The sequence below is a fragment of the Sphaerisporangium siamense genome (genome assembly GCF_014205275.1).
Classification (GTDB): domain Bacteria; phylum Actinomycetota; class Actinomycetes; order Streptosporangiales; family Streptosporangiaceae; genus Sphaerisporangium; species Sphaerisporangium siamense.
This window is the reverse complement of the sequence record NZ_JACHND010000001.1, coordinates 3,552,557-3,572,871: the sequence shown is the minus strand read 5'-3', so window position 1 is coordinate 3,572,871 and position 20,315 is coordinate 3,552,557. Positions and strand designations below refer to the sequence as shown.

The following is a 20,315-nucleotide window of genomic DNA, read 5'->3' as shown; positions in this document are numbered from 1 at the left end:
ACTCGGCCGTGCGCCGGCCCCCGCCGTCCGGTTCACCGGTCCCGGTGGTAGGCCTCCAGGGCGCGCTCGACGAGGTCCGCCGACGCGCCGAGACCGCCGGACAGCTCACCCGTCGTCTCCAGGTTCTCCCGCATGCGCGCGGGGAGGACTTCCAGGCCCTCGCAGAGCTCGGCCGCGGTCTCGGCGGCCCCTCCGGCGAGGCGCAGGCACTCGCGCAGCGGCTGCCACTCGGCGTGCCAGCCGCCCGCGGGGCGCTCGTGCTCGGCCGTCGCCGCGGACGAGTGCAGGATCGCCGTGAGGGCGGGCACCTGCGCGGCGGCCGAGCGGATCATGATGGACAGCACGGGGTTGCGCTTGTGCGCCATCGCGGAGGACCCGCCGCGTCCGGGGGCCGACGGCTCGGCGACCTCGCCGACCTCGTTCTGGGTCAGCAGCACGACGTCCTGGGCGATCTTCCCGAGCGCTCCGGCGACCGCGGCCAGGGCGGCGCCGAGCGCGGTGACCGGGGTCCTGCGCGTGTGCCAGGGCAGTACGGCGGGCGCGAGGCCGACCTCGGCGGCGAAGGCGTCGATCAGCCCGGCGGGTCCGAGCCCTTCGAGGGTGCCGGCCGCGCCGCCGAGCTGGGCGGGCGGGCGGGCGTCCCGCAGGGCGTTCCTGGCGTCGAGGACGCCGAGCAGCCATCCGGCCGCCTTGAGGCCGAAGGTGATCGGGACGGCGTGCTGGCCGAGCGTGCGCCCGGCCATCGGGGTGTCGCGGTGATCGCCGGCGAGCCCGGCCAGGGCGGCGAGGACGCGGCCGAGGTCGCGCAGGACGATCTCGCGGGCGCGGGCGGCAACGAGCATGGCCGCCGTATCCACGATGTCCTGGCTCGTCGCCCCTTGATGGATGTATCGGCTCACGGTGGGGTCGGCGGCGGCGCGCAGGTCGGCCAGCAGGGGCACCAGCGGGTTCCCCGCGCCCCGGGCGCGCCGGGCCACCTCCGCCACGTCCGGCTCGATCTTCTCGCACAGCCGTCCGATGGCCTCGGCGGCGGGCGCGGGCACGAGGCCGAGCCGCGCCTGCGCGCGGGCCAGCGCCGCCTCGGCGTCGAGCATGCCGCGCAGGAACGCCTCGTCGGAGGTGACGGCCTCCACGGCCGTCCCCGCGCGCACCGGGGACAGCAGCCCCGCGTCCAGGGAAGGGCGCTCGGTCATGCCACGCGCCTCCTCGTCTCGGCGGGACCACTCACGGGGTGTCCTGTTGATAGGCCGATGTCCACTGTGCCCATTGTGCCAATTCTGTCGTCCCGCAAACCGCGGGCCCCGGGACACCCCCGTGATTCAGGCCGGCTCCGCCAGATACCAGCGCGCCTGGCCGTCCCCGCGGGTCAGCGAGTCCAGCCGGCGGGGCAGCTCCTTGCGGGAGAACGGGTCGCGGGTGGCGTTGCGGATGTGGATGCCGATCGCGTACATGTCCCTGATCTCCATCAGGGTCGCGTAGCCGTGCCAGCCGCGCAGGTCAGAGCCGTAGGCCCCGGCGAACTCGTCGACGTCCGCCGAGGTCAGCCCGAACCGTCGCTCGCCGTGGTAGGTGTGCACCAGGTCCCACTCCCGGGGGCCGACCGCCACCCCGTCCCAGTCGCACAGCACCGCGTGGCCGTCCCGGCAGCGCAGCAGGTTGTCGATCCAGGCGTCGCCGTGCAGCAGCACCGCGGGGGCGCCGGTCTGCAGCGACTCCCAGCGCGTGGTCAGCTCGTCGACCCGGTCGCGCAGCCAGACCCGCTGGCACGGCGTCAGCACCTCCTTGCGGTGCTCGACCGAGTGGCGGACCTCGGCCAGCGGGTCGGCGAGCCGCTTGAGCGGGAACGGCGGCACCGGCAGCCGGTGCAGGCTGCGGAGGATCTTGCCGAGCTGGTGGGTGGTGGGCCGTCCGCTGGCCGGGACGTAGTGCCAGAAGGTCACCACGCGGTCCTCGTGGACCAGCGGCTGCGCGCACAGCTCGTCGGCGGGGCGCACGGCGGGGAAGCCGCGCTCGGCCAGCCACCGCGCCACGGCCAGCACGACGGGCAGCCGCGTGAGCGCGTCGGGCGCGGTCGCGATGCGCACCACGATCGCGTCCCGCAGCTTGAAGACCGCGTTGCTGCGCACGCGCAGGAGCCGGGCGTCCCGGGCGTCGAGGCCGACGGTCTCGCACACGTCCGCGAGGATCGCGGTGGCCTCGTCCGCCAGGATGTTCATCGGCGGTCCAGGGCGAGCTGCGGGCCGCTCTCGGCGAGCAGGTCGTGCAGATGCCGCACCGCGGGTGTTCGCCGATGGCCGCGCGGGATCATCGACAGCAGGGCGCGGGCGCGGGTGACGACGATCGAGGTGCGGTGCTCGGGGGGCACCCGCGTGAGCGCCTGCTCGGCGAGCCCGCAGGCCTCGTCGTAGCCGCCGTGCCGGGCGGTGTGGGTCGCCTGGTCGAGCAGGACCAGCGCCGGGTCGATGGTGTACGGGCTGGCGGACCGGGAGATCCACTCCTGGACCTGCGCGGCCTCGCCCAGCTCGATGAGGGTGCCCATGCGGTAGAACTGCAGCCGCCGCTCGGAGAAGCGGAACGCCAGGTGGTCGGTGTCCTCGTGCGGCATGCGCGAGAAGATGCGCTCGGCCTCGGCCAGGGCCACGCGGGCGGCCTGGTGCTCGCCCATGCGGGCCAGGGCGCGCGCCTCGGCCGCCGCGCCGAGCGCCGCCGGGGAGCTCGGCGCGTTCCCGGCGAGCATGCGGGCCTCGCGGGCCAGGCGCACGGTCTCGGTCAGGTCGCCGTAGTAGTACGGCAGCATGGCCTCCTGCGCCCGCACGAGCGCGCGCAGCCGCACCTCGCCCACGTCGTCGGAGGCGGCGCGCGCCGTGCCGTACCAGGCGTGGGCCTGCCGGGTGTCGCCGAGCTTCATGAGCGCGTCGGCCGACAGCAGGGCGAGCATCGTGGTGGCGTTCAGCAGGCGGCGCTGGACGACGGCGGGCTGGCGGGCGGCGACCAGCCTGCGCACGTCGCCGATCTCCAGCATGAGGCGGTAGAGCATGGGCAGCGGCGCGCTCTTGATGTACTCGCGGCGGTAGCGCAGCACCTGTTCGTCCAGGCGGTCGAGCTGGTCCTCGCTGACGGTGGCGGACGCCAGCGTGCGGTCCATGTCCTGGCGGGTGCGCTCGACCTCGGCCAGCAGGCGGCCGTTCAGGGGGAACCCGGCGCCGAGCAGCGCCTGGTGGAACAGGGCCCGGCGCTCCCCCTCGTCCTCGGACTCGGCGGCCGGGCCGCGCGGCACGTGGGCGAAGGCGTCCTCGACGGGGACGGCGTGGTGGGCGGCCACGACCACGACCTGCCGGGAGTCGCCGTCGTCGCAGTAGTCGGCGGCGAGGCCGAGGCGCACGGCGTTGGCGGAGTAGAGCCGCGCGATCTGGTCGATGGTCTGGGGGCGGGGGCGGGCACGGTTGTTCTCCCAGGCGTTGAGCAGGTCGATGCTCGCCCGGGGCAGGCCGAGGGAATGGACCTCGCAGAGGCGCTCCAGCTCTTCGACGGCCTGGCGGGCCGACCAGCCTCGCGCGAGACGGTGGGCCTTGAGCAGGCTCACCCCGCAGCAGCCGTGAACGGCCTGGGCCGTCTGCCACAGGCTCCACCCCTGCGTCGCGGCCTGTTCCCGCCAGCGCCTGGCGCATGCAGGGGAGTGCTCTCCACGGGCCATACCCTTGCCTCCGCCACTGGAGTCCTGGCCTTATGTTTCCCCGATGTTAACGACCCGGCACCTTTGGCCCCACAGCGTTATGGGACTGATGCACGGGCATCCGCGTGGTTTCCACGTAAACCCCCCGTCGTTTCGACGCTATTCCACTTATCAGTGGATTCGCTCGGATTGCCGCCACGCGGGACCGGGTTCAGGCTGTTCCCCATCCGGTCACCTTGTCCCTCGCTGGAGACCACGATGAAGACGGCAGAATCAGGCGAGACCGCCGCGGCCCTCGACCACCTGGAACGACTCGCCGCGCAATTGGAGGCCCACGCCTTCCAGGTACGCCTGACCGCGCGCACCGGGCTGTATCCCCGCCTCCGCGTGATCAACCCCATGGCCCCCACCGTCACCGAGGACGTCCTGGCCGCCAACGCCGCCGACGGGGAATGGTGGTTCTGGCTCTCGTGGGCCGGCCGCATCGGCCACGCCTCCGACATCGTCACCGCGGCCGAGCGCATCGCCAGCGTCCTGCACGTAATGCGACGCTGACCAGGCCGGCGCCCTTCTCAGGCCTTTCCCGGGGTTTTCGTGATCATTTCGCAGGGGATTTCCGCAATTCCGGGACCACCGCACGGGCCGTGTCCGCGTGGCCACGGAAATCCCCTCCCCATGCCCGTACGGCTCGCGTGAGCCCCACCACGCGAGCCGTACGCGTTCCCACCCGCGATCAGCCGGTTCACCGTCACGTCGCCCGCGGTTCACCCGCGCGGGGTTCGCGACGTCACCGGTGCCCGTTTCGCTGGCGCGGCCGCGTCACTTCCTGCGAGCATGCCATGACATGAGGAGAAGCCTGCCCGTCGCGCTCGCCTGCCTGGCCCTTGTGACCTCGTGCAGCGGCGGCGGCCTCCCCGCCGAGGGGTCCTCCGCGCCCAGACCGCCCATGGCCACCGCGCCGTCCGCCTCGCCCACCCCCACCCCCGCACCCACGCTCTCGCCGTCCCTGCCGCCCTCGGAGTGGAGGCTCACCGGCGACGTCCGGTTGGGGTGGGCCTCGGCGCTGCTCGGCGTCGCGGCGACCGGCCCGCGGGACGTCTGGGCGGTCGGCTACCAGCGCAGCGCCGAGGACAGAGAAGGAGCCCCCGCGCTGCTGCACTGGGACGGCGCCCGCTGGACGGAGTCGGCGGTTGCCGGTGAGGACGTCTGGCATCTGGTCGGCGTGAGCGCGGCCGGCCCGCGCGACGCGTGGATCGTCGGAAACGCCGACAGTCCGTACGCGGCGCGCTGGGACGGGACACGGTGGCACGGGTGGCAGCCCTTCGGCGTCGCCGAGGACTATTCCCTCACCGGGGTCTCCACCGGCCCGGCCGGCGCCTGGTTCACGGCGCGCAACGACACGCAGGGGCAGATCCTGCGCTGGACGGGGACGCGGTTCCGCACGGCGCTGCGCGCCGACGGCGTCTTCACCGCCCTCACCACCGCGCCGGGGCACGTGTGGGCGGTCGGCTCCAACGCGCCGGCCGCCTCCGGAAGGATCAGCGGGGAAACGCCGATGATCTGGCACGGCGCCGCCGTCTCCGGCACGGACGTCCGGTCCTGGGAGCGCGCACAGGTGCCCAGGATCACCGGCGGGTACCTCCAGGGCGTCGCCGCGGTCACGCCGTCCGACGTGTGGGCGGTGGGCAAGGTGGTCGCCGAGGACGGCGGGGGCGAAACCCCGCTGCTGCTCCACTTCGACGGCTCGTCCTGGCGGCGCGTGGACGTCGCGGTCTCCAAGGGAGAACTGCTCGACGTCACGGCGTACGGCCCCCGCGACGTCTGGATCGGCGGCGTGGACGCCTCCCTGCCGGAGCGGCCGCTGTTCCTGCACTTCGACGGCCGCGCGTGGACGCCGTCGTACGGGCCCGCGCTGCGCGAGCGGCGCGAGGACCAGCAGTACGAGAAGAGCCATTACATCCGCAGGGTGGCGCTCGCCCGCGTGCCGGGGTCGACCCGCCTCTGGGCGGTCGGATCGGTCGGCGAGGGGGACGACGAGGACGACTTCGTCCTCACCCGGGGCTGATATCCCTCCGACCTGGGCAAACGCCCAAAATCCATTAGATCCAGGCCCATGTCCTCTGCGAGCATGCCAGGCATGACCGAACCGAACTTTCCCCGACAGTTCGCCCGCACCCGACGCTTCCGGCTCGGCACCCCGCGCCGGTTCGCCGTCTCCCCCGACGGCGGCGCCGTGACGTTCATCAGGACCGGCGCCGGGGACGACCCCGTCGAGCGGCTGTGGATCCTCGACGTCGCGACCGGCGAGGAGCGGCTCGTCGCCGACCCGGCGACGCTGGAGGCCGCCGGTGAGGTGCCCGAGGTGGAGAAGGTCCGCCGCGAACGCTCCCGGGAGCAGTCCGGGGGCATCGTGGCGTACGCGACGGACGCCGCCGCGCGCGTCGCCGCGTTCGCGCTGTCCGGACGGCTGTACACGGTCGCCCTCGACGACCCGGCGGCCGTGCCCGCCGAGCTGGACGTGCCCGGCCCGGTCGTCGACCCCCGCCCCGACCCGTCGGGGACCCGCCTGGCGTACGTGGCCGGGGGCGCGCTGCGGGTCGTGGACCTGGACGGCACGGGCGCCCGGACGCTGGCCGCCCCCGACGGCGACGAGGTGGTCTACGGGCTCGCCGAGCACATCGCCGCCGAGGAGATGGGCCGGGACCGGGGCTTCTGGTGGTCGCCGGACGGCTCGCGCCTGCTCGTCGCCCGCGTCGACGACGCCGCGCTCGAACGGTGGTACATCTCCGACCCCGCCGACCCGGCCGCGCCGCCGCGCCGCATGGCCTACCCGCAGGCGGGCAAGGCCAACTCCGACGTCACCCTCTGGCTGGTCGGCCTCGACGGCTCCCGCGTGGCCGTCGACTGGGACCGGGAGGCGTTCGAGTACGTCGTCTCGGTGTTCTGGGGGACGTCCCTGCTCGTCACCGTGCAGAGCCGCGACCAGCGCACCGCGCGGGTCCTGCGCGTGGACCCCGGCACCGGGGCCACGACCGTGGTCCGCGAGGACCGCGACCCCGCCTGGGTCGAGATCGTGCGCGGCACCCCGGCGCTCACCGCCTCCGGCGCGCTCGTGTGGGCGGCGGACTCCGAGGACACCCGGCGCCTGGTCGTGGGCGGCGAGCCGGTCACGCCGCCCGGCCTGCAGGTCGGCGAGGTGCTGGGCGCCGACGGCGACACGGTGCTGTTCGCGGCCACCGACGAGCCGACCGAGCGCCACCTGTGGACGTACTCCCCCGCGGACGGGGTGCGGCGGGTCACCACCTCGCCCGGCGTGTACGAGGGGGTGCTCGGCGCCGGCACGCTGGTCGTGGCGGCGCGGTCCCTGGCCCACGACGGCGTGCTCGTGGACGTCCACCGCGAAGGCCGCCGCGTCGCCGGGATCGCCTCGCTCACCGAGAAGCCCGTGCTCACCCCGCGGGTCGAGCTGATGCGGGCCGGTGAGCGCGAGCTGCGCACGGCGGTGCTGTTCCCCTCGTGGCACGTGCCCGGCTCGCGCAAGCTGCCCGTGCTCATGGATCCCTACGGCGGGCCGGCGACGCAGCTCGTCGTGGCCGCGCGGACCTGGTGGACGCTGGTCGCGCAGTGGTTCGCCGAGCAGGGCTTCGCCGTGGTCGTCGCCGACGGCCGGGGCACGCCGAACCGCGGGCCGGCCTGGGAGCGGACGGTGTGGGGCGACCTCGCCACCCCGGTGCTGGAGGACCAGGTCGCGGCGCTGCGCGCGGCGGCGGAGCGCCACTCCGACCTGGACCTGAGCCGGGTGGGCATCCGCGGCTGGTCGTTCGGCGGTTTCCTCGCCGCGCTGGCCGTGCTGCGGCGGCCGGACGTCTTCCACGCCGCGGTGGCCGGGGCCGCGCCCACCGACCAGGGGCTGTACGACACCTACTGGAAGGAGCGGTACCTCGGCCACCCGGACGTGCATCCCGACGTCTACCGGCGCACCTCGCTGATCGACGACGCGCCGAACCTGACGCGGCCGCTCATGCTGATCCAGGGCCTCGCCGACGACAACGTGGTGGCCGCGCACACGCTGCGGCTCTCGGCCGCCCTCACCGCCGCCGGGCGTCCGCACACCGTCCTGCCGCTGACCGGCGTCACCCACATGGTCGCCCAGGACGCCGTCGCCGAGAACCTGCTGCACCTGCAGCTCGACTTCCTCAAACGCTCCCTCGGCATGTGACCCACGGGCGACGCTCAGCCGGTGGGATCGAGGCCGTAGAGACGGGCGGCGTTGTCACGGCCGATCATGATCGCGACCCGGGCCGCGTCCGCCGCCGTCCACTCGCCCTCCTCCACCCAGGCCGTCAGGGCGCGCGTCATGCCCCGGCGCCACAGCAGCGCGCCGAGGTAGTGCAGCTCCGGCGGCCCCCACGCGTCCGAGGAGTAGAGGATCTTGGCGAAGGGGGCGAGCTCCAGGGTCTCGGCGACCACGGCGGCCGAACGCGCGCCCGTATGGTTGATCGCCAGGCCCGCGTCGAAGTACACGTGCGGGAACGCCTGGGCGAGGTAGCCCGCGCCGCGGTGGTACGGGTAGCAGTGCAGCAGAAGGACCGCCGTGCCGGTCGGCTCGACGGCACGCAGCCAGCGGGTGAGGAGCAGCGGGTCGCAGCGGTGCAGCTCGATGTCCGGGTCGCCGTACCCGGCGTGCAGTTGCAGGGGCAGCCCGGTCCGCACGGCCTCCCACAGCGCCATGCGCAGCAGCGCCGGGTCGGTGACGCGCGGCGCCGCGCCCGCGGCGATCCGCCGCAGCCAGCGGCCCGCCGCGCCGGCGACCTCGGCGTCGCCGGGCGGGGCGGGGTCGAAGTCGAAGCCGTGGCGGTAGGCCACGACGCTCTTCAGCCCCGCCACTCCCGGCTCCGCGCACCGGGCGCGCAGCGCCGCGCGGAAGGCGTCCCGCAGGCCCGCCGCCGTGGCCCCGGGCGCGACCTCCTCCAGCAGGGACTCCAGGCGGACGATCTCGCGGGCCTCGGCTCCCCCGGCCGCCGCCATGCCGGCCGGTCCGAGGAGCATGCCGCCCTTGTACCCGGTCTCCACCAGCCAGTGGCCGGTGCCGCTCGCCCGCAGGAACAGGCGGGCCAGCTCCTCCGGCTCGCGCGCGGACCTGGCGGCCCAGTAGTCGCCCGCGCCCGCCGACGGCTCCAGCCCGAGCAGCGGCGCGCAGTGCCGGCGGACCGCGAACCCGAGCTGGGAGTCCATCTGCGTCATCCACGGCGGAACCGGCCGGTCCGACTCGGTGAGCATGCCTTCGAACTCCGGCCGCCCGACCACCTCCCGCAGCGCGCCGTGCACATGGTGATCTACCAGTGCGATCCCGCCGATCACGGCGGTCAGATCCATCGGCATGCGCCCTCCCGCACCTCCGCACGCCCACGGCGAACCAGGCCGAGTGCGCCGATCCTCCTGTACGGCCGTCGCCGCCGCATGGCATGCTCGCCCGCGTTACGTGCGGTTCACCATATGCCTGCCGCTGGTCGGCGGCGGCCGTCCGGAGGAGTGGAGCCAGAACGTGCTACGTCGCCTGAGGAACGCGGGGGCAGGCCGCGAGGCGCCGGCCGCGCGCGGGGAGGCGGAGTCGGCCGCCCTCGCCCACGCGGGCAGGCTGATGGCGGAGGTCCGCGATGAGATCAACAGGGCGGACGCCAAGGCGCAGGTGCTGCTGGGTGTCGCCGGGGTCGGGCTGGGCGCGGTCGCCGGAGGGCTGTTCGCGGGCGACTGGTCGCCGTACGACCTGTCGAACGCCGTGGAGTGGCTGTGGTGGACCGGTGTGGCCGCCGCGCTCGGCGCGCTCGCGTGCCTGTCCGGGGCGGTCTACCCGAGGACCGGTACGCGGCGCGCGGCGAAGCCCTCGATCGCGTCGTACTACGGGGACATCGCGCGCTTCGAGTCGGTGCGGTCGCTGGCGTCCGCCCTGCTCGGCGCGGCGCGCCCGGACCTGCGGCAGGTCTCCGACCAGCTCCGCAAGCTGAGCCGCATCGCGCACCGCAAATACGTCCTCATCCGCTGGGGCTTCTGGCTGCTCAGCGTCGCGGTCGGCTGCACGGTGGCCGCGGTCGTCGCCGACCAGTTCCTCTAGCCCCGCCCCGTACGGCCGGCGGGGCCCGCCCTTGACACGGGGGGCAGGAAAGGCGTACAGGGGAATATGGGCTAAATGCCCGAAACGCGGCCAAAGGAATGCTATGGCGACATATCAATTTCTTTGTCCAGAATGCGGGCCGTTCGAGGTGACGCTGCCCATGGGAACGGCGTCCGCCCGCCACACCTGCCCGGAATGCCGGTGCGCCGCGCGGCGGGTGTTCTGCGCGCCGCACCTGGGCCGTCTGGACCCGGCGGTGGCCGACGCGTTCGCGCGGGAGGAGCGCAGCCGTGACGCGCCCGAGATCGTCTCCGGCGTGCCGCCGGGACGGCGGCCCGTCTGACCGAGACCCACCCAGGAGGCAGCCATGCCCGAGGTCGTGTTCAGCGTCGACCAGACACGCTCCATGCGGGACCAGGAAGTGCCCGGCCACAACCGCTGGCACCCGGACATCCCCGCCGTCGTCACGGTACGGGCGGGCGCGGAGTTCCGGATGGAGTGCCGGGACTGGACCGACGCCCAGATCGGCGACAACGACTCCGCCGACGACGTGCGCGACGCCGACCTGACCGTCCCGCACATGCTCAGCGGGCCCGTCGCGATCGAGGGCGCCGAGCCCGGCGACCTGCTGATCGTCGACATCCTCGACCTCGGCCCGATCCCGCAGCAGTCGGGCGCCGTCGCCGGCCAGGGCTGGGGCTACACCGGCGTCTTCGCCAAGGAGAACGGCGGCAGCTTCCTCACCGAGCACTTCCCCGGCGCGTCCAAGGCGGTCTGGGACTTCCACGGCCTCTACGCGACCTCCCGGCACCTGCCCGGGGTCAGATTCGCGGGCATCACCCACCCGGGCCTGTTCGGCACGGCGCCGTCGGCGGACCTGCTCGCCACCTGGAACCGGCGGGAGCGCGCGCTCATCGACACCGACCCCGGACGCGTCCCGCCGCTGGCCTGGCCGCCGCAGCCGCACGGGGGCCTGGCGGGGACGGCGAGCGGCGACGCGGCCGAGCGCGTGCTCGCCGAGGGGGCCCGCACGGTGCCGCCCCGCGAGCACGGCGGCAACCAGGACATCAAGAACTTCTCCCGCGGCGCGCGGGTCTTCTGCCCGGTGTTCGTGGACGGCGCCAACCTGTCGGTGGGCGACCTGCACTTCAGCCAGGGAGAGGGTGAGATCACCTTCTGCGGCGCGATCGAGATGGGCGGGTTCATCGACTTCCACGTCGACCTCATCAAGGGCGGCATGGAGAAGTACGGCGTGACCTCCAACCCGGTCTTCCTGCCGGGCAACGTCGAGCCGCGGTACTCGGAGTTCCTGTCCTTCGTCGGCATCTCGGTCGACGAGTCGGGCACGAACCACTACCTGGACGCGACGATCGCCTACCGCCGGGCGTGCCTGAACGCGATCGAGTACCTCAAGAAGTGGGGCTACTCGGGCGAGCAGGCGTACCTGCTGCTCGGCGCGGCGCCGATCGAGGGCCGCATCAGCGAGGTGGTGGACGCGCCGAACGCCTGCTGCTCGCTCTACATCCCGACCGCGATCTTCGACTTCGACGTCCGCCCGAACGCGGAGGGCCCGGTCAAGGAGGACCGGGGACGGTGCGCCCTGACGTCCTAGCCCCCGGGAGCGCGCCCGCCGCGGGCAGGCGGGCGCGCCCCCTGCTCGGTGGTCAGCCGGGGTCGGTGAAGCCGAGGGTGTAGGCGCCCGTGCCGCTGTAGGAGTGGACCCGGTAGCGGTAGGTCCCGGCGGCGCCGGTGTAGGAGAGGTTCTCGTCGGAGCCGGGCGAGGTGCTCTGCGCCACGGTCGTCCAGGTCGAGCCGTTCAGTTTCTGCAGGTAGAGGTCGTAGTCGGATCCTGGCGGCCCGGCCAGGCACGCCCGGTGCGTGCCGGCCGCCGTGGAGGGGACGGCCTGGTAGGCGCTCTGGCCGTCGCTCAGGTTCCCGGTCCTGGTGGTCTCGTGTCCCGGGCAGGCGGTGCCGGTGACGGTGAGGGCGAACGTCGTGGACCGGGTGTTGGCGGTCCCGGTGCCCGTGATGGTCACGGTGTAGGTGCCGGGCGGCGTCGCGGGCGCGGTGGTGAGGGTCATCACGGCCTCGGCGCCCGCCTGGACGACGGCCGGGGTGAAGACGGCCGACGAGCCGGGCGGGCCGGCGGCCGACAGCATGACCTGCTGCGCCGACCCGCGGGTCACCGCGGTGGACACGGTGGCGCTCGCCGAGCCACCCGGGTCGACGGTCGCCGAGCCCGGCCGCGTCGTCATCGAGAAGTCGTCGGTGACGGGCCCGCCCTCGGTGGTGACGTACAGCAGCCGGTTGGGCGATCCCGCGCCGGCGTTGGTCACGACGCCAGGGGTGGCGTTCCTGACGATCGCGTCCTGCACCTGCCTCGGCGTCGCCGTGGGGTTGGCGGCCAGGTACAGCGCCGCCGCGCCCGCGACGTGCGGGGCGGCGTAGGAGGTGCCGCTGCCGCCCGTGCGCGCGGTGTCGCCGGTGTGCCAGTCGGACACGATCGCGCCGCCGGGGGCGAAAAGGTCCAGGCAGGGGCCGATGTTGGAGAACCCCGACCGGGAGTCGTCCCGCTGGGTGGCACCGACGCTGATCGCCTCGGGGGTGCTCGCGGGCGAACGGAGGCAGGCGTCCTGACCGTTGTCGTTACCCGCCGCCGCGGTGACCACCACGCCGTCGGCGACCGCCGCCGCGACCGCGTCGTTGGCCGCCTGCACCTTCCCGCTGGACAGGCTCAGGTTCAGCACCGCGGGCACGCCCGGCTGGTGGTCGCCCACCACCCAGTCCAGCGCCGCGATGACGTTCGCCCACCGCCCCGACCCGTAGCAATTCATCACCCGGACGCCCATCAGCGAGGCGTTCTTCGCCACGCCGTACGCGGTGCCGCCCGCCACGCCGGCCACGAAGGTACCGTGCCCGTTGCAGTCGCTGGAGTTGTCGTCCGAATCCACGAAGTCGGGTCCGGACACGGCACGCCCACCGAAGTCCTGGTGGGTGAAGCGAATCCCGGTGTCGAGGATGTACATCCGCACCGGTGACGCCAGCCCCGGGTAGCGGTACTCCCCGTCCAGCGGGAGCGCCCGCTGGTCGATGCGGTCCAGGCCCCAGGACGGTGCCGGGCTCGCGATGGTCACGACACGGTCGGGCTCCACATAGCGGACCTCCGGGTCGGCGGCGAGCCTGCGCGCGGCGTCCTTGGTCATGCGCGCATCGAAACCGTGCAGGGCGTGCTCGTAGACGTGATCGACGCGCGCGCCGTACCGGCCCCCCAGCGAGGCGGCGCGATCGCCGTCGAACGCCTGGCCGTCCTTCTTCAGTACCACGAGGTAGGACGCCTCGGCGGACGCCCCGGCCGGTGACGCCCCGGACAGAGCGGCGCCGGCCAGCAGGAGGCCGGCGAGCAGGGCTCTGGTGAGTCCCACGGTCGTTTCATCTCCTTTCCGGTGAGATGGAGCCGGCTCCGGGCCAGGACACGTCCTTGGGCCTGGCCCGAGCCGGTGATCGGGGGGTGTTACGGGACGTCGTAACCGAGGGTGTAGGTCCCCGTGCCGCTGTAGGAGTGGACCCGGTAGCGGTAGGTGCCGGGGGTACCGGTGTAGGTGAGGGACTCATCGGCGCCCGGCGAGGTGCTCTGGGCCACGACGATCCACAGCGAGCCGCTCAGCTTCTGCAGGTACAGGTCGTAGTCGGATCCGGGAGGACCGGCCAGGCACGCCCGGAAGGTACCGGTCGCGGTGGCCGACACGTTCTGGTAGAAGCTCTGGCCGGTGCTCAGCGTGCCGGTCTTGGTGTTCTCGTAGCCGGTGCAGGTGCCGGAGGTGCCGTTGACCGTCAGGGTGTAGGTCGTCGTACGGGTGGCGCCGGTCCCGGTGCCGCTGATCGTGATCGCGTAGCTGCCCGGCGGGGTGTTCGCCGAGGTCGTGACGGCCATCGCCGAGGATGCGCCCGCGTCGACCACCTGCGGGGTGAAGGCCGCGCTCGCCCCGGACGGCAGCCCGGTGGCCGACAGCGTGATCCGCTGGGCCGCGCCGCGGGTGATCGCCGTCGACACGGTCGCGTTCACCGAGCCACCCGGGTCCACCGAACCCGAGGCGGGCTGCACCGCCATCGAGAAGTCGTCCTCCGGCTGCTGCCCCGAGCCACCGACCGTCCAGACCGCGTAGGCGATGGCGTCGCTGTTACGGTCGAGCGCCGTGTCGTTGATGTTGCTGGTCGTGTCGCAGGCGCCGTGGTAGCAGCGGTCGAAGGCGACGCCGGCCGTGCCGCCCCACATCTGGGCCTGAGCGGCGCTCTTGACGCCCTCGGCGCCGGTGAAGGTGCCGCCGGAGGCGATGCCGTACCGGATGAACGGGCCGTAGTCGCTGCGTCCGTCGAAGTCGGTGCCCCGCGTGGGCACGCTGATCGAGGTGAAGTAGTCCTGCAGGACCCGCTCCAGCCGGTCGGAGCCCGCCGGGCCGGGGCCGGATCCGGTGCCGTCGGAGTTGTCGCCGTCGTAGATGAAGTAGCCGGGGTTGGGCGACCCCACCATGTCGAAGTTGTAGTACGCCTTGATCTTCGACCGTTCCGCGGCGGGGAGGTTGGTCACGTAGTGGTTGGAGCCGATCAGCCCCAGTTCCTCCGCGCCCCACCAGGCGAAGCGCAGGTGCTTCTGCGGGGTGAGCGATGAGCGCGACACCTGGAGAGCGGTCTCCAGGATCGCCGCGGAGCCCGAGCCGTTGTCGTTGATGCCGGGGCCCGCGGTGACGCTGTCCAGGTGGGCGCCCAGCATGAGCACGTCGTTCGGGTCGCCGCCCGGCCAGTCGGCGACGAGGTTGTAGCCGGTGGCCCCGCCGTAGCTGAAGGACTGCAACGCGGTGGTGTACCCGGCCTCGTCCAGCTTGCCCTTCACGTAGTCGATCGAGGCGCGGAAGCCGGCCCTGCCGTGCGCACGGTTACCGCCGTTGGCGGAGGCGATGGACTGGAGCTGGGACAGGTGCCCCTTGACCGCGGCCAGCGAGATGTCCGGCACCCCGCCCCCGTCCGGCCCGTTCACCCGGAGCGTGTAGGTGGCCGAGCGGGTGGCGGAGGTGCCGGTGCCGGTGACGGTCACGGCGTACGTCCCGGCAGGGGTGGTGGCCGAGGTGGTGAGGGTCAGCTTGGAACTGCCGCCCGCGGTGACCTCCGCGGGGTCGAACGCGGCGGTGACCCCGGCGGGCAGGGCGCTGGTCGACAGCCGGACGGCCTGCGCCGAGCCCCCGGTGACGGCGGTGCCGACCGTGGTCTCCACCGCGCCTCCGGGGTCGGTCGCGCCGGCGGTGGGGGACACGGCGAGGGAGAAGTCGTCCCCGGCCTGGCAGGGAGCGTCGTTGCCCGCCACGTTGACGGCGGTCCAGGCGGCCTGGACGGTCCGGTACTCGGTCGAGCAGCTGCCGAACAGGTCGGTGGCGGCGCGCAGGGTGTAGGCGCGCGCGGTGTTGCCCGGGTTGGAGGAGCTGACGTAGCGGGTGCTGGAGGTGAAGTACGTGTCCAGCGCGCGGTACCAGATCTTCTCGGCCTTGGCCCGGCCGATGCCGGTCACCGCGGGGGCCGAACCGCACAGCGGTGAGGTGCCGTACGGCGTGGCGCCGGTGCCCTCGGCCAGGTCGAAGTAGAAGTGGTTGGCGACGCCCGAGGAGTAGTGCACGTCGACGCTCTGGGTGCTGGTCGACCAGCAGCCATGCGAGCGGCCGTCCAGGGTCGGGTTGTACATGTAGCGCAGCGGGCGGCCGTTGCCGCTGATGTTGATCTTCTCGCCGATGTCGTAGTCACCCGGGTCGGCGGACGAGCCGGAGTGGAACTCCATCATGCTGCCGAAGATGTCGCTGGTCGCCTCGTTGAGCCCGCCGGACTCGCCCGAGTACGTCAGCCCGCCCGGCACCGAGTTCTCGGTCACGCCGTGGCTCATCTCGTGCCCGGCCACGTCGAGGGCGACCAGCGGCCTGCTGTTGCCCGAGCCGTCGCCGTAGGTCATCTGGGCGCCGTCCCAGAAGGCGTTGACGTAGTTGCTGCCGTAGTGGACCCGGCTGGGCACACCCCGGCCGTCGCCGAAGATCCCGTTGCGGGCATGGACCTGCTTGAAGTACTCGAACGTCTCGGCGGCGCCGTAGTGCGCGTCCACGGCCGCCGACTGCCGGCTGGCGTTGGTGCCGGTGCCCCAGGTGTTGTCGGCGTCGGTGAAGGTGGTGCAGCTCCCGCCGGTCGAGTTGTTCATGTCGCACGTGCGGCCGTTGCCGTGATCGGGGTCCACCATGCTGTAGGAGGAGCCGGACTGCGTCGTGGAGATCGTGACGGTGCCCGAGTACAGCGAGTTGCCGGTTCCGTCCACCTCGCTCGCCATCTTGATCTCGTCGGAGGCGTCGATGACGGCCCCGGTGGTGGCGTCGACGGTCACGTGCAGCCGGGAGGGCGTCTGCCCGTCCTTCGCCCAGCCGCTGACCAGGACGTCCCAGGCCAGGCGACCCTGTCCGGAGGAGGCGTCCACGAACAGGTCAGGCGTACCGACCTGGGTGACCCGGCCGGCGAACCGCTCCTTGGCCCGCTGGGCGGCGGTCGCGGCCGGGACGGCGGGCCGGGTGCCGACGTTCAGCGGCGCGGTGAGGCCGACCGAGGCGTCGGCGAAGGTGCCGTCCGGCTTGAGGTGGACGACGAAGTCGCCCCCGCGCACCCGCAGGCCCCGGTAGGTGCGGCTGTAGCGGACGTGTGCGGTGCCGCCCGGGTCGACCTTCACCCGGAACACCTCGTACTTGTCGGGGTCGGCGCCGCGGATCGCGGTGCGGTTCCCCTCGACGGCGCGCTCGGCGTGTTCTTTCACGGCCTGCGCGGACAGGGGGCTGGGGGTTGGCCCGGCCCAGGTGGGCAGGGCGACCGCCGGGGTGGCGGCCACGGCGGATGCGACGCCGACCAAGGTCAGCGTCCGGAGTAGACCTCTCATGAATCCTCGCTGTCGCGATACGGGGGGTGACCGCGGCCGGAGAGGATCCCGGGCCGCGGCTGATGCGAGGTGAACGGTGCCAACGGCCCCGGCGGGGTTCAATGGGCGCGCGGCATGGCGCAAACGGCCGTCAAAGCGAGGCGCGGGACGTCACCGGGAGTGTCCCGTAGATACGCGGAACGTCACCGGTTCGCGGTGAACTGTCAAGCTCACTGCCAAACGGCGCCGAGGTGGGCGGTGAAGTCGCGCATGCCGGGCCGGTTGCCCCAGCGCGCCATGAGCCGGCTGCGCAGGCCGTACAACTCCTGACCGATCAGGGGTGTGTGCAGCGTGGGCAGCTCGGCCAGCAGCGGCTCGGCGATGGCCACGGCCGCGTCCAGATCGCCCGCACAGGCGTGGCCGTCGGCCAGGCGCAGGGTGAACAGCACCCGCGCCGCGCGGCGGCCGGGCGCCAGGCACGCCAGCGACCGGCCGGCCGCGTCGATCGCCAGGCGGGCGAGCGACCGGTCGGCCGTCATCGCGGCCAGATCGCGCAGGGCCCCGGCGGCGGCCGACTCCACGTACACCTGACCGGACGCCTCCGCGAGCCACGGAGCCTCGGCGAGGTCGCGCTCGCCGACCCCGTGGAGGCGGTCGCGCGCGCCGTCGACGCGGCGGCGGCACGCGCGGACGTCTCCGATCAGCGCGTGGCCCCTGGCCTCGCACAGGTCGGCCATGACGGCCGCCCAGCGGCGCCCGGGGTACGCCTCCCGCATGGCGCCCGCGTAGGTGATCGCGGACGGCGCGTCGTGTTCGAGCCGGGCGATGGTCGCCATGTCGCACAGCGCCGCGACGTGGACGGCCGGGTCGTCGGACATCCCCGCCCAGTACAGGCATTTGTGCAACCAGGCCATGGCCATGCCGTTCTGGCCCCGCGACGCGCGCAGCTCCCCCGCCAGCAGCGCGTACGCCCCGGCGAGCCGCACCAGGGCCCGGCGTGCCGGTCCGGTGGCCTCCCCGGCCCAGCCGACGATCAGGTGCAGGGCCCGCTCCACGGCCGCCGCCGTCCCCGGGAGCGGCCGCTCGTCGCCCGCGCTCCAGCAGGCCGCCAGCAGCGCGCACAGCAGGTGGACGGTGTCGGCGCCGGGGGCCCTGCCGTCCAGGGCGCCGGGGCGGGGAGTCTCGGCGAGCGGAGGCACCTCGCAGCGGGCCTCGGGGTGCAGCGGGCAGGCGATGCCGTAGCTGGGCAGCAGGGACGGCAGCACGAGGCCGTCCGGCACGAGCGGCCCGGGGGCGCCGCCGGGCAGGGGGTCCGCGCGTCCGGCACCGTCGTGGCGTCCCTGCTCGGCGGCCACGGCGCGGTAGGCGGCGAGCAGCGCGCCGCCGGCTCCGAGCACCTCGTCCAGGCGGCGGGCCAGCCGGTCGGAGGGTTCCCTGGCGCCGCTCTCCAGCCTGCTGATGGCGCTGTGGTCGTAGCCGACCCGCGCCCCCACCTGGGCCTGGGTGAACCCGGCGCTGCCCCGCCACCTGCGCATCTGCGCGCCGAACTCGGCCCAGGGCCCCGTTCCTCCCGGTCGCTCCGCCGGGCGTGCCCGGGCCTGGTCCGACGCCGCCTGCCGTGCTCCCATCGGACCTCCCGGAGGTTGGGTGAGTGAATCTTAAACACCCGATATGCGGTCCGGAGCCATCCGAATGTGACGGATGGATTTCGATTCGCGTTCCCGTGCCCCCGCGAGGTTTCGGACGGGAGCCGCCGGGGAAACGCGGCGGCCCGCGCGCGGCCCGATTCCCCGCGGTTTCACCGCGGCCGCCCTTCGCGCCCCTCGGCGACGGGCCGGCAGGACGCCCGTCCGTGACAATTCAGAACCGGATTGGAAACACGGTGTTTTTACGCCGGCGATATCCGAGGTCAGAGGCCCGGACCGCCGCCAGGGTGCGACACGGCGACAGGGGACGGCTAGGGGTTCCACGGCAAATGAAGGTCGAAGAAACTAGGGTGGAAAGCGTCTGCGGCGGCCCTGGAAAGGGTAAAGAGGAGGTGAGGTCGGGTCCACGAACCTCCCGGTCGTGGAATTCGCAGTGAGGAAAAAGGACCTGTCCGCCGACGAGTGACGAGGGAAGTGTTGAGCCCGTACCGAAGGAGATGGACATGAAGCGGATTCTCACCACGCCCCGGCCCCGGCCCCCACGACACCCCGCCCCGCTCGATCTCCGCAGCCCGTCCGGCCGCGTGCTCCCCTTCTAGTCCCTTTCCCCGGTCACCGGCCTTTCCCGATCCCATCCGGGGCGGTCGCCGGTTTCCGGTCGTCCGCGTGAGCGAGTGTCCGCGCCGCCGCGGACCGTCATCGGCCCCGCCCGGCCGCGTCGCGCCGCCGCGCCGCCAGCGTGTAGGCCTGGTCGAAGCCTTCCAGGACCGACGGCCAGAGGCAGCGCGTCAGCTCGGTCTCCCGGTTGTGCAGCGCGATCGACGCGCGCAGGCCGCCGTCGCGGGCCAGCAGCGCCACCGAGCGCACCAGCTCGTCGAAGCTGCGCCCGAGTAAGCCCTCCTTGCCGGGCCTGACGAAGTCGGCCACGCCGCTCTGCGCCCTGGCCACCACGGGCACGCCCGCGGCCCGCGCCTCCAGCGCGGCGATGCCGAACGACTCGCGCGGCGCGGGCGCGACGAACACGTCCGCCGAGGCCAGCAGCGCGCGGATCTGCTCGCGCGAGTACCGGCCCGGCAGCGACACCCAGTCGCCCATGCCGTGGGCGCGGACGTACCGCTCCATCGACCCGCGCGCCGGGCCGTCCCCCACGAGCGTGGCCCGCATCGGGACGTCCCTCGGCACCAGGCGGCGCGCCCGCAACAGGAGCTTGAGCAGGCGGACGGGCTGCTTGCGCGGGGCCAGCCGGCCCACGGCGACGACGTGCACGCCCTCGTGCTCGCGGGGCGGCGGGTCGCCCTGGGGCCGCCAGGCGGAGACGTCCAGCCCGTTGGAGACGACGGCCACCGGCACCCGCCCGCCCACCACCGCGCGGATCGGGCGGGCGGCGGCGTTGCTCACCGCCGTGGAGACCACCCGCCAGCTGCTCCACCCCCAGATCGCGTCCAGCCCCCGGTAGAGGGCCCGCGTCACCGGGTCCCACATGCTGTGCACGGTCACCACGACCGGCAGCCGCGCCCGCACGGCCGCGCGCACGCCCATCCACGCGAACGGCGACACCGCGCCGGTGTGGACGTGCACGACGTCCGGGCGGCGGGCGGCCATGAGGCGCAGCAGGTGGCGCGTGCCCCGCGGGTGGACGGGCAGGCCGAACGGCATGGGGGCGACCACGCGGTGCACGCCGGGGAGCGGTTCGCCGGGGGTCGCGGTCGCGACCTCGACCTCGTGGCCAGCGGCGGCCTGCGCCCGTACCAGGTCGGCCACCTGCACCTCGATGCCCCCGAGCCGCGGCAGGTAACAGTCGCTGACGTGAAGGATCCGCACCGGGCCAGCCTCGCAGAGCCCGCAAGCCGCTTCAAACGCGCCCCGGCGCACCGGGGCCCCGCACCGGCCCGTTCCGAGGCCGCCGAGAAGGGTCTCACGGCCGGTCAACGGGGAGGCGGCTCGCACGTGGGCGGC

General features: G+C 73.7%; 14 protein-coding genes. 6 read left to right on the top strand and 8 right to left on the bottom strand.

Annotation, left to right across the window (positions count from 1 at the left end; all coding sequences use genetic code 11):
* Positions 1-32: 32 nt before the first annotated feature.
* The 3 genes from pcaB to BJ982_RS16365 form a co-directional block, all read right to left on the bottom strand.
* Positions 33-1,193: a 3-carboxy-cis,cis-muconate cycloisomerase gene (gene pcaB / locus BJ982_RS16375; RefSeq protein ID WP_184881006.1), complete on the bottom strand. Its 1,161-nt coding sequence runs from the start codon at positions 1,191-1,193 to the stop codon at positions 33-35.
* Between the two features lie 126 nt (positions 1,194-1,319).
* Positions 1,320-2,216, bottom strand: coding sequence for a phosphotransferase family protein (locus tag BJ982_RS16370; protein WP_184881004.1), 897 nt, complete (start codon positions 2,214-2,216; stop codon positions 1,320-1,322).
* The gene (locus tag BJ982_RS16365; RefSeq protein ID WP_184881002.1) at positions 2,213-3,694 is read right to left on the bottom strand and encodes a helix-turn-helix domain-containing protein; all 1,482 of its coding nucleotides are present in this window, start codon (positions 3,692-3,694) and stop codon (positions 2,213-2,215) included. The genes BJ982_RS16370 and BJ982_RS16365 overlap by 4 nt, the downstream gene beginning before the upstream one ends.
* Before the next feature lie 237 nt (positions 3,695-3,931).
* Between BJ982_RS16365 and BJ982_RS16360 the strand changes: the two genes are divergently transcribed.
* From BJ982_RS16360 to BJ982_RS16350, 3 genes are all read left to right on the top strand, one after another.
* On the top strand, positions 3,932-4,228 hold the full coding sequence (locus BJ982_RS16360) for a hypothetical protein (protein ID WP_184881000.1): 297 nt from the start codon (positions 3,932-3,934) through the stop codon (positions 4,226-4,228).
* A gap of 289 nt (positions 4,229-4,517) precedes the next feature.
* Entirely contained in the window at positions 4,518-5,738 is a 1,221-nt protein-coding gene (locus tag BJ982_RS16355) for a hypothetical protein (protein WP_184880998.1), read from the top strand.
* Between the two features lie 72 nt (positions 5,739-5,810).
* Complete coding sequence (locus BJ982_RS16350; RefSeq protein ID WP_184880996.1) at positions 5,811-7,892, top strand: S9 family peptidase; 2,082 nt, start codon at positions 5,811-5,813, stop codon at positions 7,890-7,892.
* A 14-nt stretch (positions 7,893-7,906) separates the two neighbouring features.
* Here the strand turns inward: BJ982_RS16350 and BJ982_RS16345 are convergent, their stop codons facing one another.
* Complete coding sequence (locus BJ982_RS16345) at positions 7,907-9,055, bottom strand: amidohydrolase family protein (RefSeq protein ID WP_184880994.1); 1,149 nt, start codon at positions 9,053-9,055, stop codon at positions 7,907-7,909.
* A 100-nt stretch (positions 9,056-9,155) separates the two neighbouring features.
* On the opposite strand from BJ982_RS16345, the gene BJ982_RS16340 reads away from it, so the two are divergent.
* The 3 genes from BJ982_RS16340 (at position 9,156) to fmdA (ending at position 11,397) form a co-directional block, all read left to right on the top strand.
* Positions 9,156-9,785, top strand: coding sequence for a Pycsar system effector family protein (locus BJ982_RS16340; RefSeq protein WP_184880992.1), 630 nt, complete (start codon positions 9,156-9,158; stop codon positions 9,783-9,785).
* Between the two features lie 103 nt (positions 9,786-9,888).
* Complete coding sequence (locus BJ982_RS16335) at positions 9,889-10,128, top strand: zinc ribbon domain-containing protein (RefSeq protein ID WP_184880989.1); 240 nt, start codon at positions 9,889-9,891, stop codon at positions 10,126-10,128.
* Between the two features lie 24 nt (positions 10,129-10,152).
* Complete coding sequence (gene fmdA, locus BJ982_RS16330; RefSeq protein WP_184880987.1) at positions 10,153-11,397, top strand: formamidase; 1,245 nt, start codon at positions 10,153-10,155, stop codon at positions 11,395-11,397.
* A gap of 52 nt (positions 11,398-11,449) precedes the next feature.
* Here fmdA and BJ982_RS38510 read toward each other — a convergent pair whose 3' ends face one another.
* The 4 genes from BJ982_RS38510 to BJ982_RS16310 all read right to left on the bottom strand — a co-directional run bounded on the left by BJ982_RS38510 (position 11,450) and on the right by BJ982_RS16310 (position 20,180).
* On the bottom strand, positions 11,450-13,207 hold the full coding sequence (locus BJ982_RS38510; protein ID WP_203959011.1) for a S8 family peptidase: 1,758 nt from the start codon (positions 13,205-13,207) through the stop codon (positions 11,450-11,452).
* Between the two features lie 89 nt (positions 13,208-13,296).
* Positions 13,297-16,734 carry a M28 family peptidase gene (locus tag BJ982_RS38505; RefSeq protein ID WP_203959012.1) on the bottom strand — a complete coding sequence of 1,146 codons (3,438 nt, stop codon included), beginning with the start codon at positions 16,732-16,734 and terminating at the stop codon, positions 13,297-13,299.
* A gap of 209 nt (positions 16,735-16,943) precedes the next feature.
* Positions 16,944-18,341: a helix-turn-helix domain-containing protein gene (locus BJ982_RS16315; RefSeq protein WP_184880985.1), complete on the bottom strand. Its 1,398-nt coding sequence runs from the start codon at positions 18,339-18,341 to the stop codon at positions 16,944-16,946.
* 714 nt (positions 18,342-19,055) lie between these two features.
* Positions 19,056-20,180, bottom strand: a complete 1,125-nt coding sequence (locus BJ982_RS16310; protein ID WP_184880983.1) for a glycosyltransferase family 4 protein — start codon at positions 20,178-20,180, stop codon at positions 19,056-19,058.
* Between the last annotated feature and the right edge of the window lie 135 nt (positions 20,181-20,315).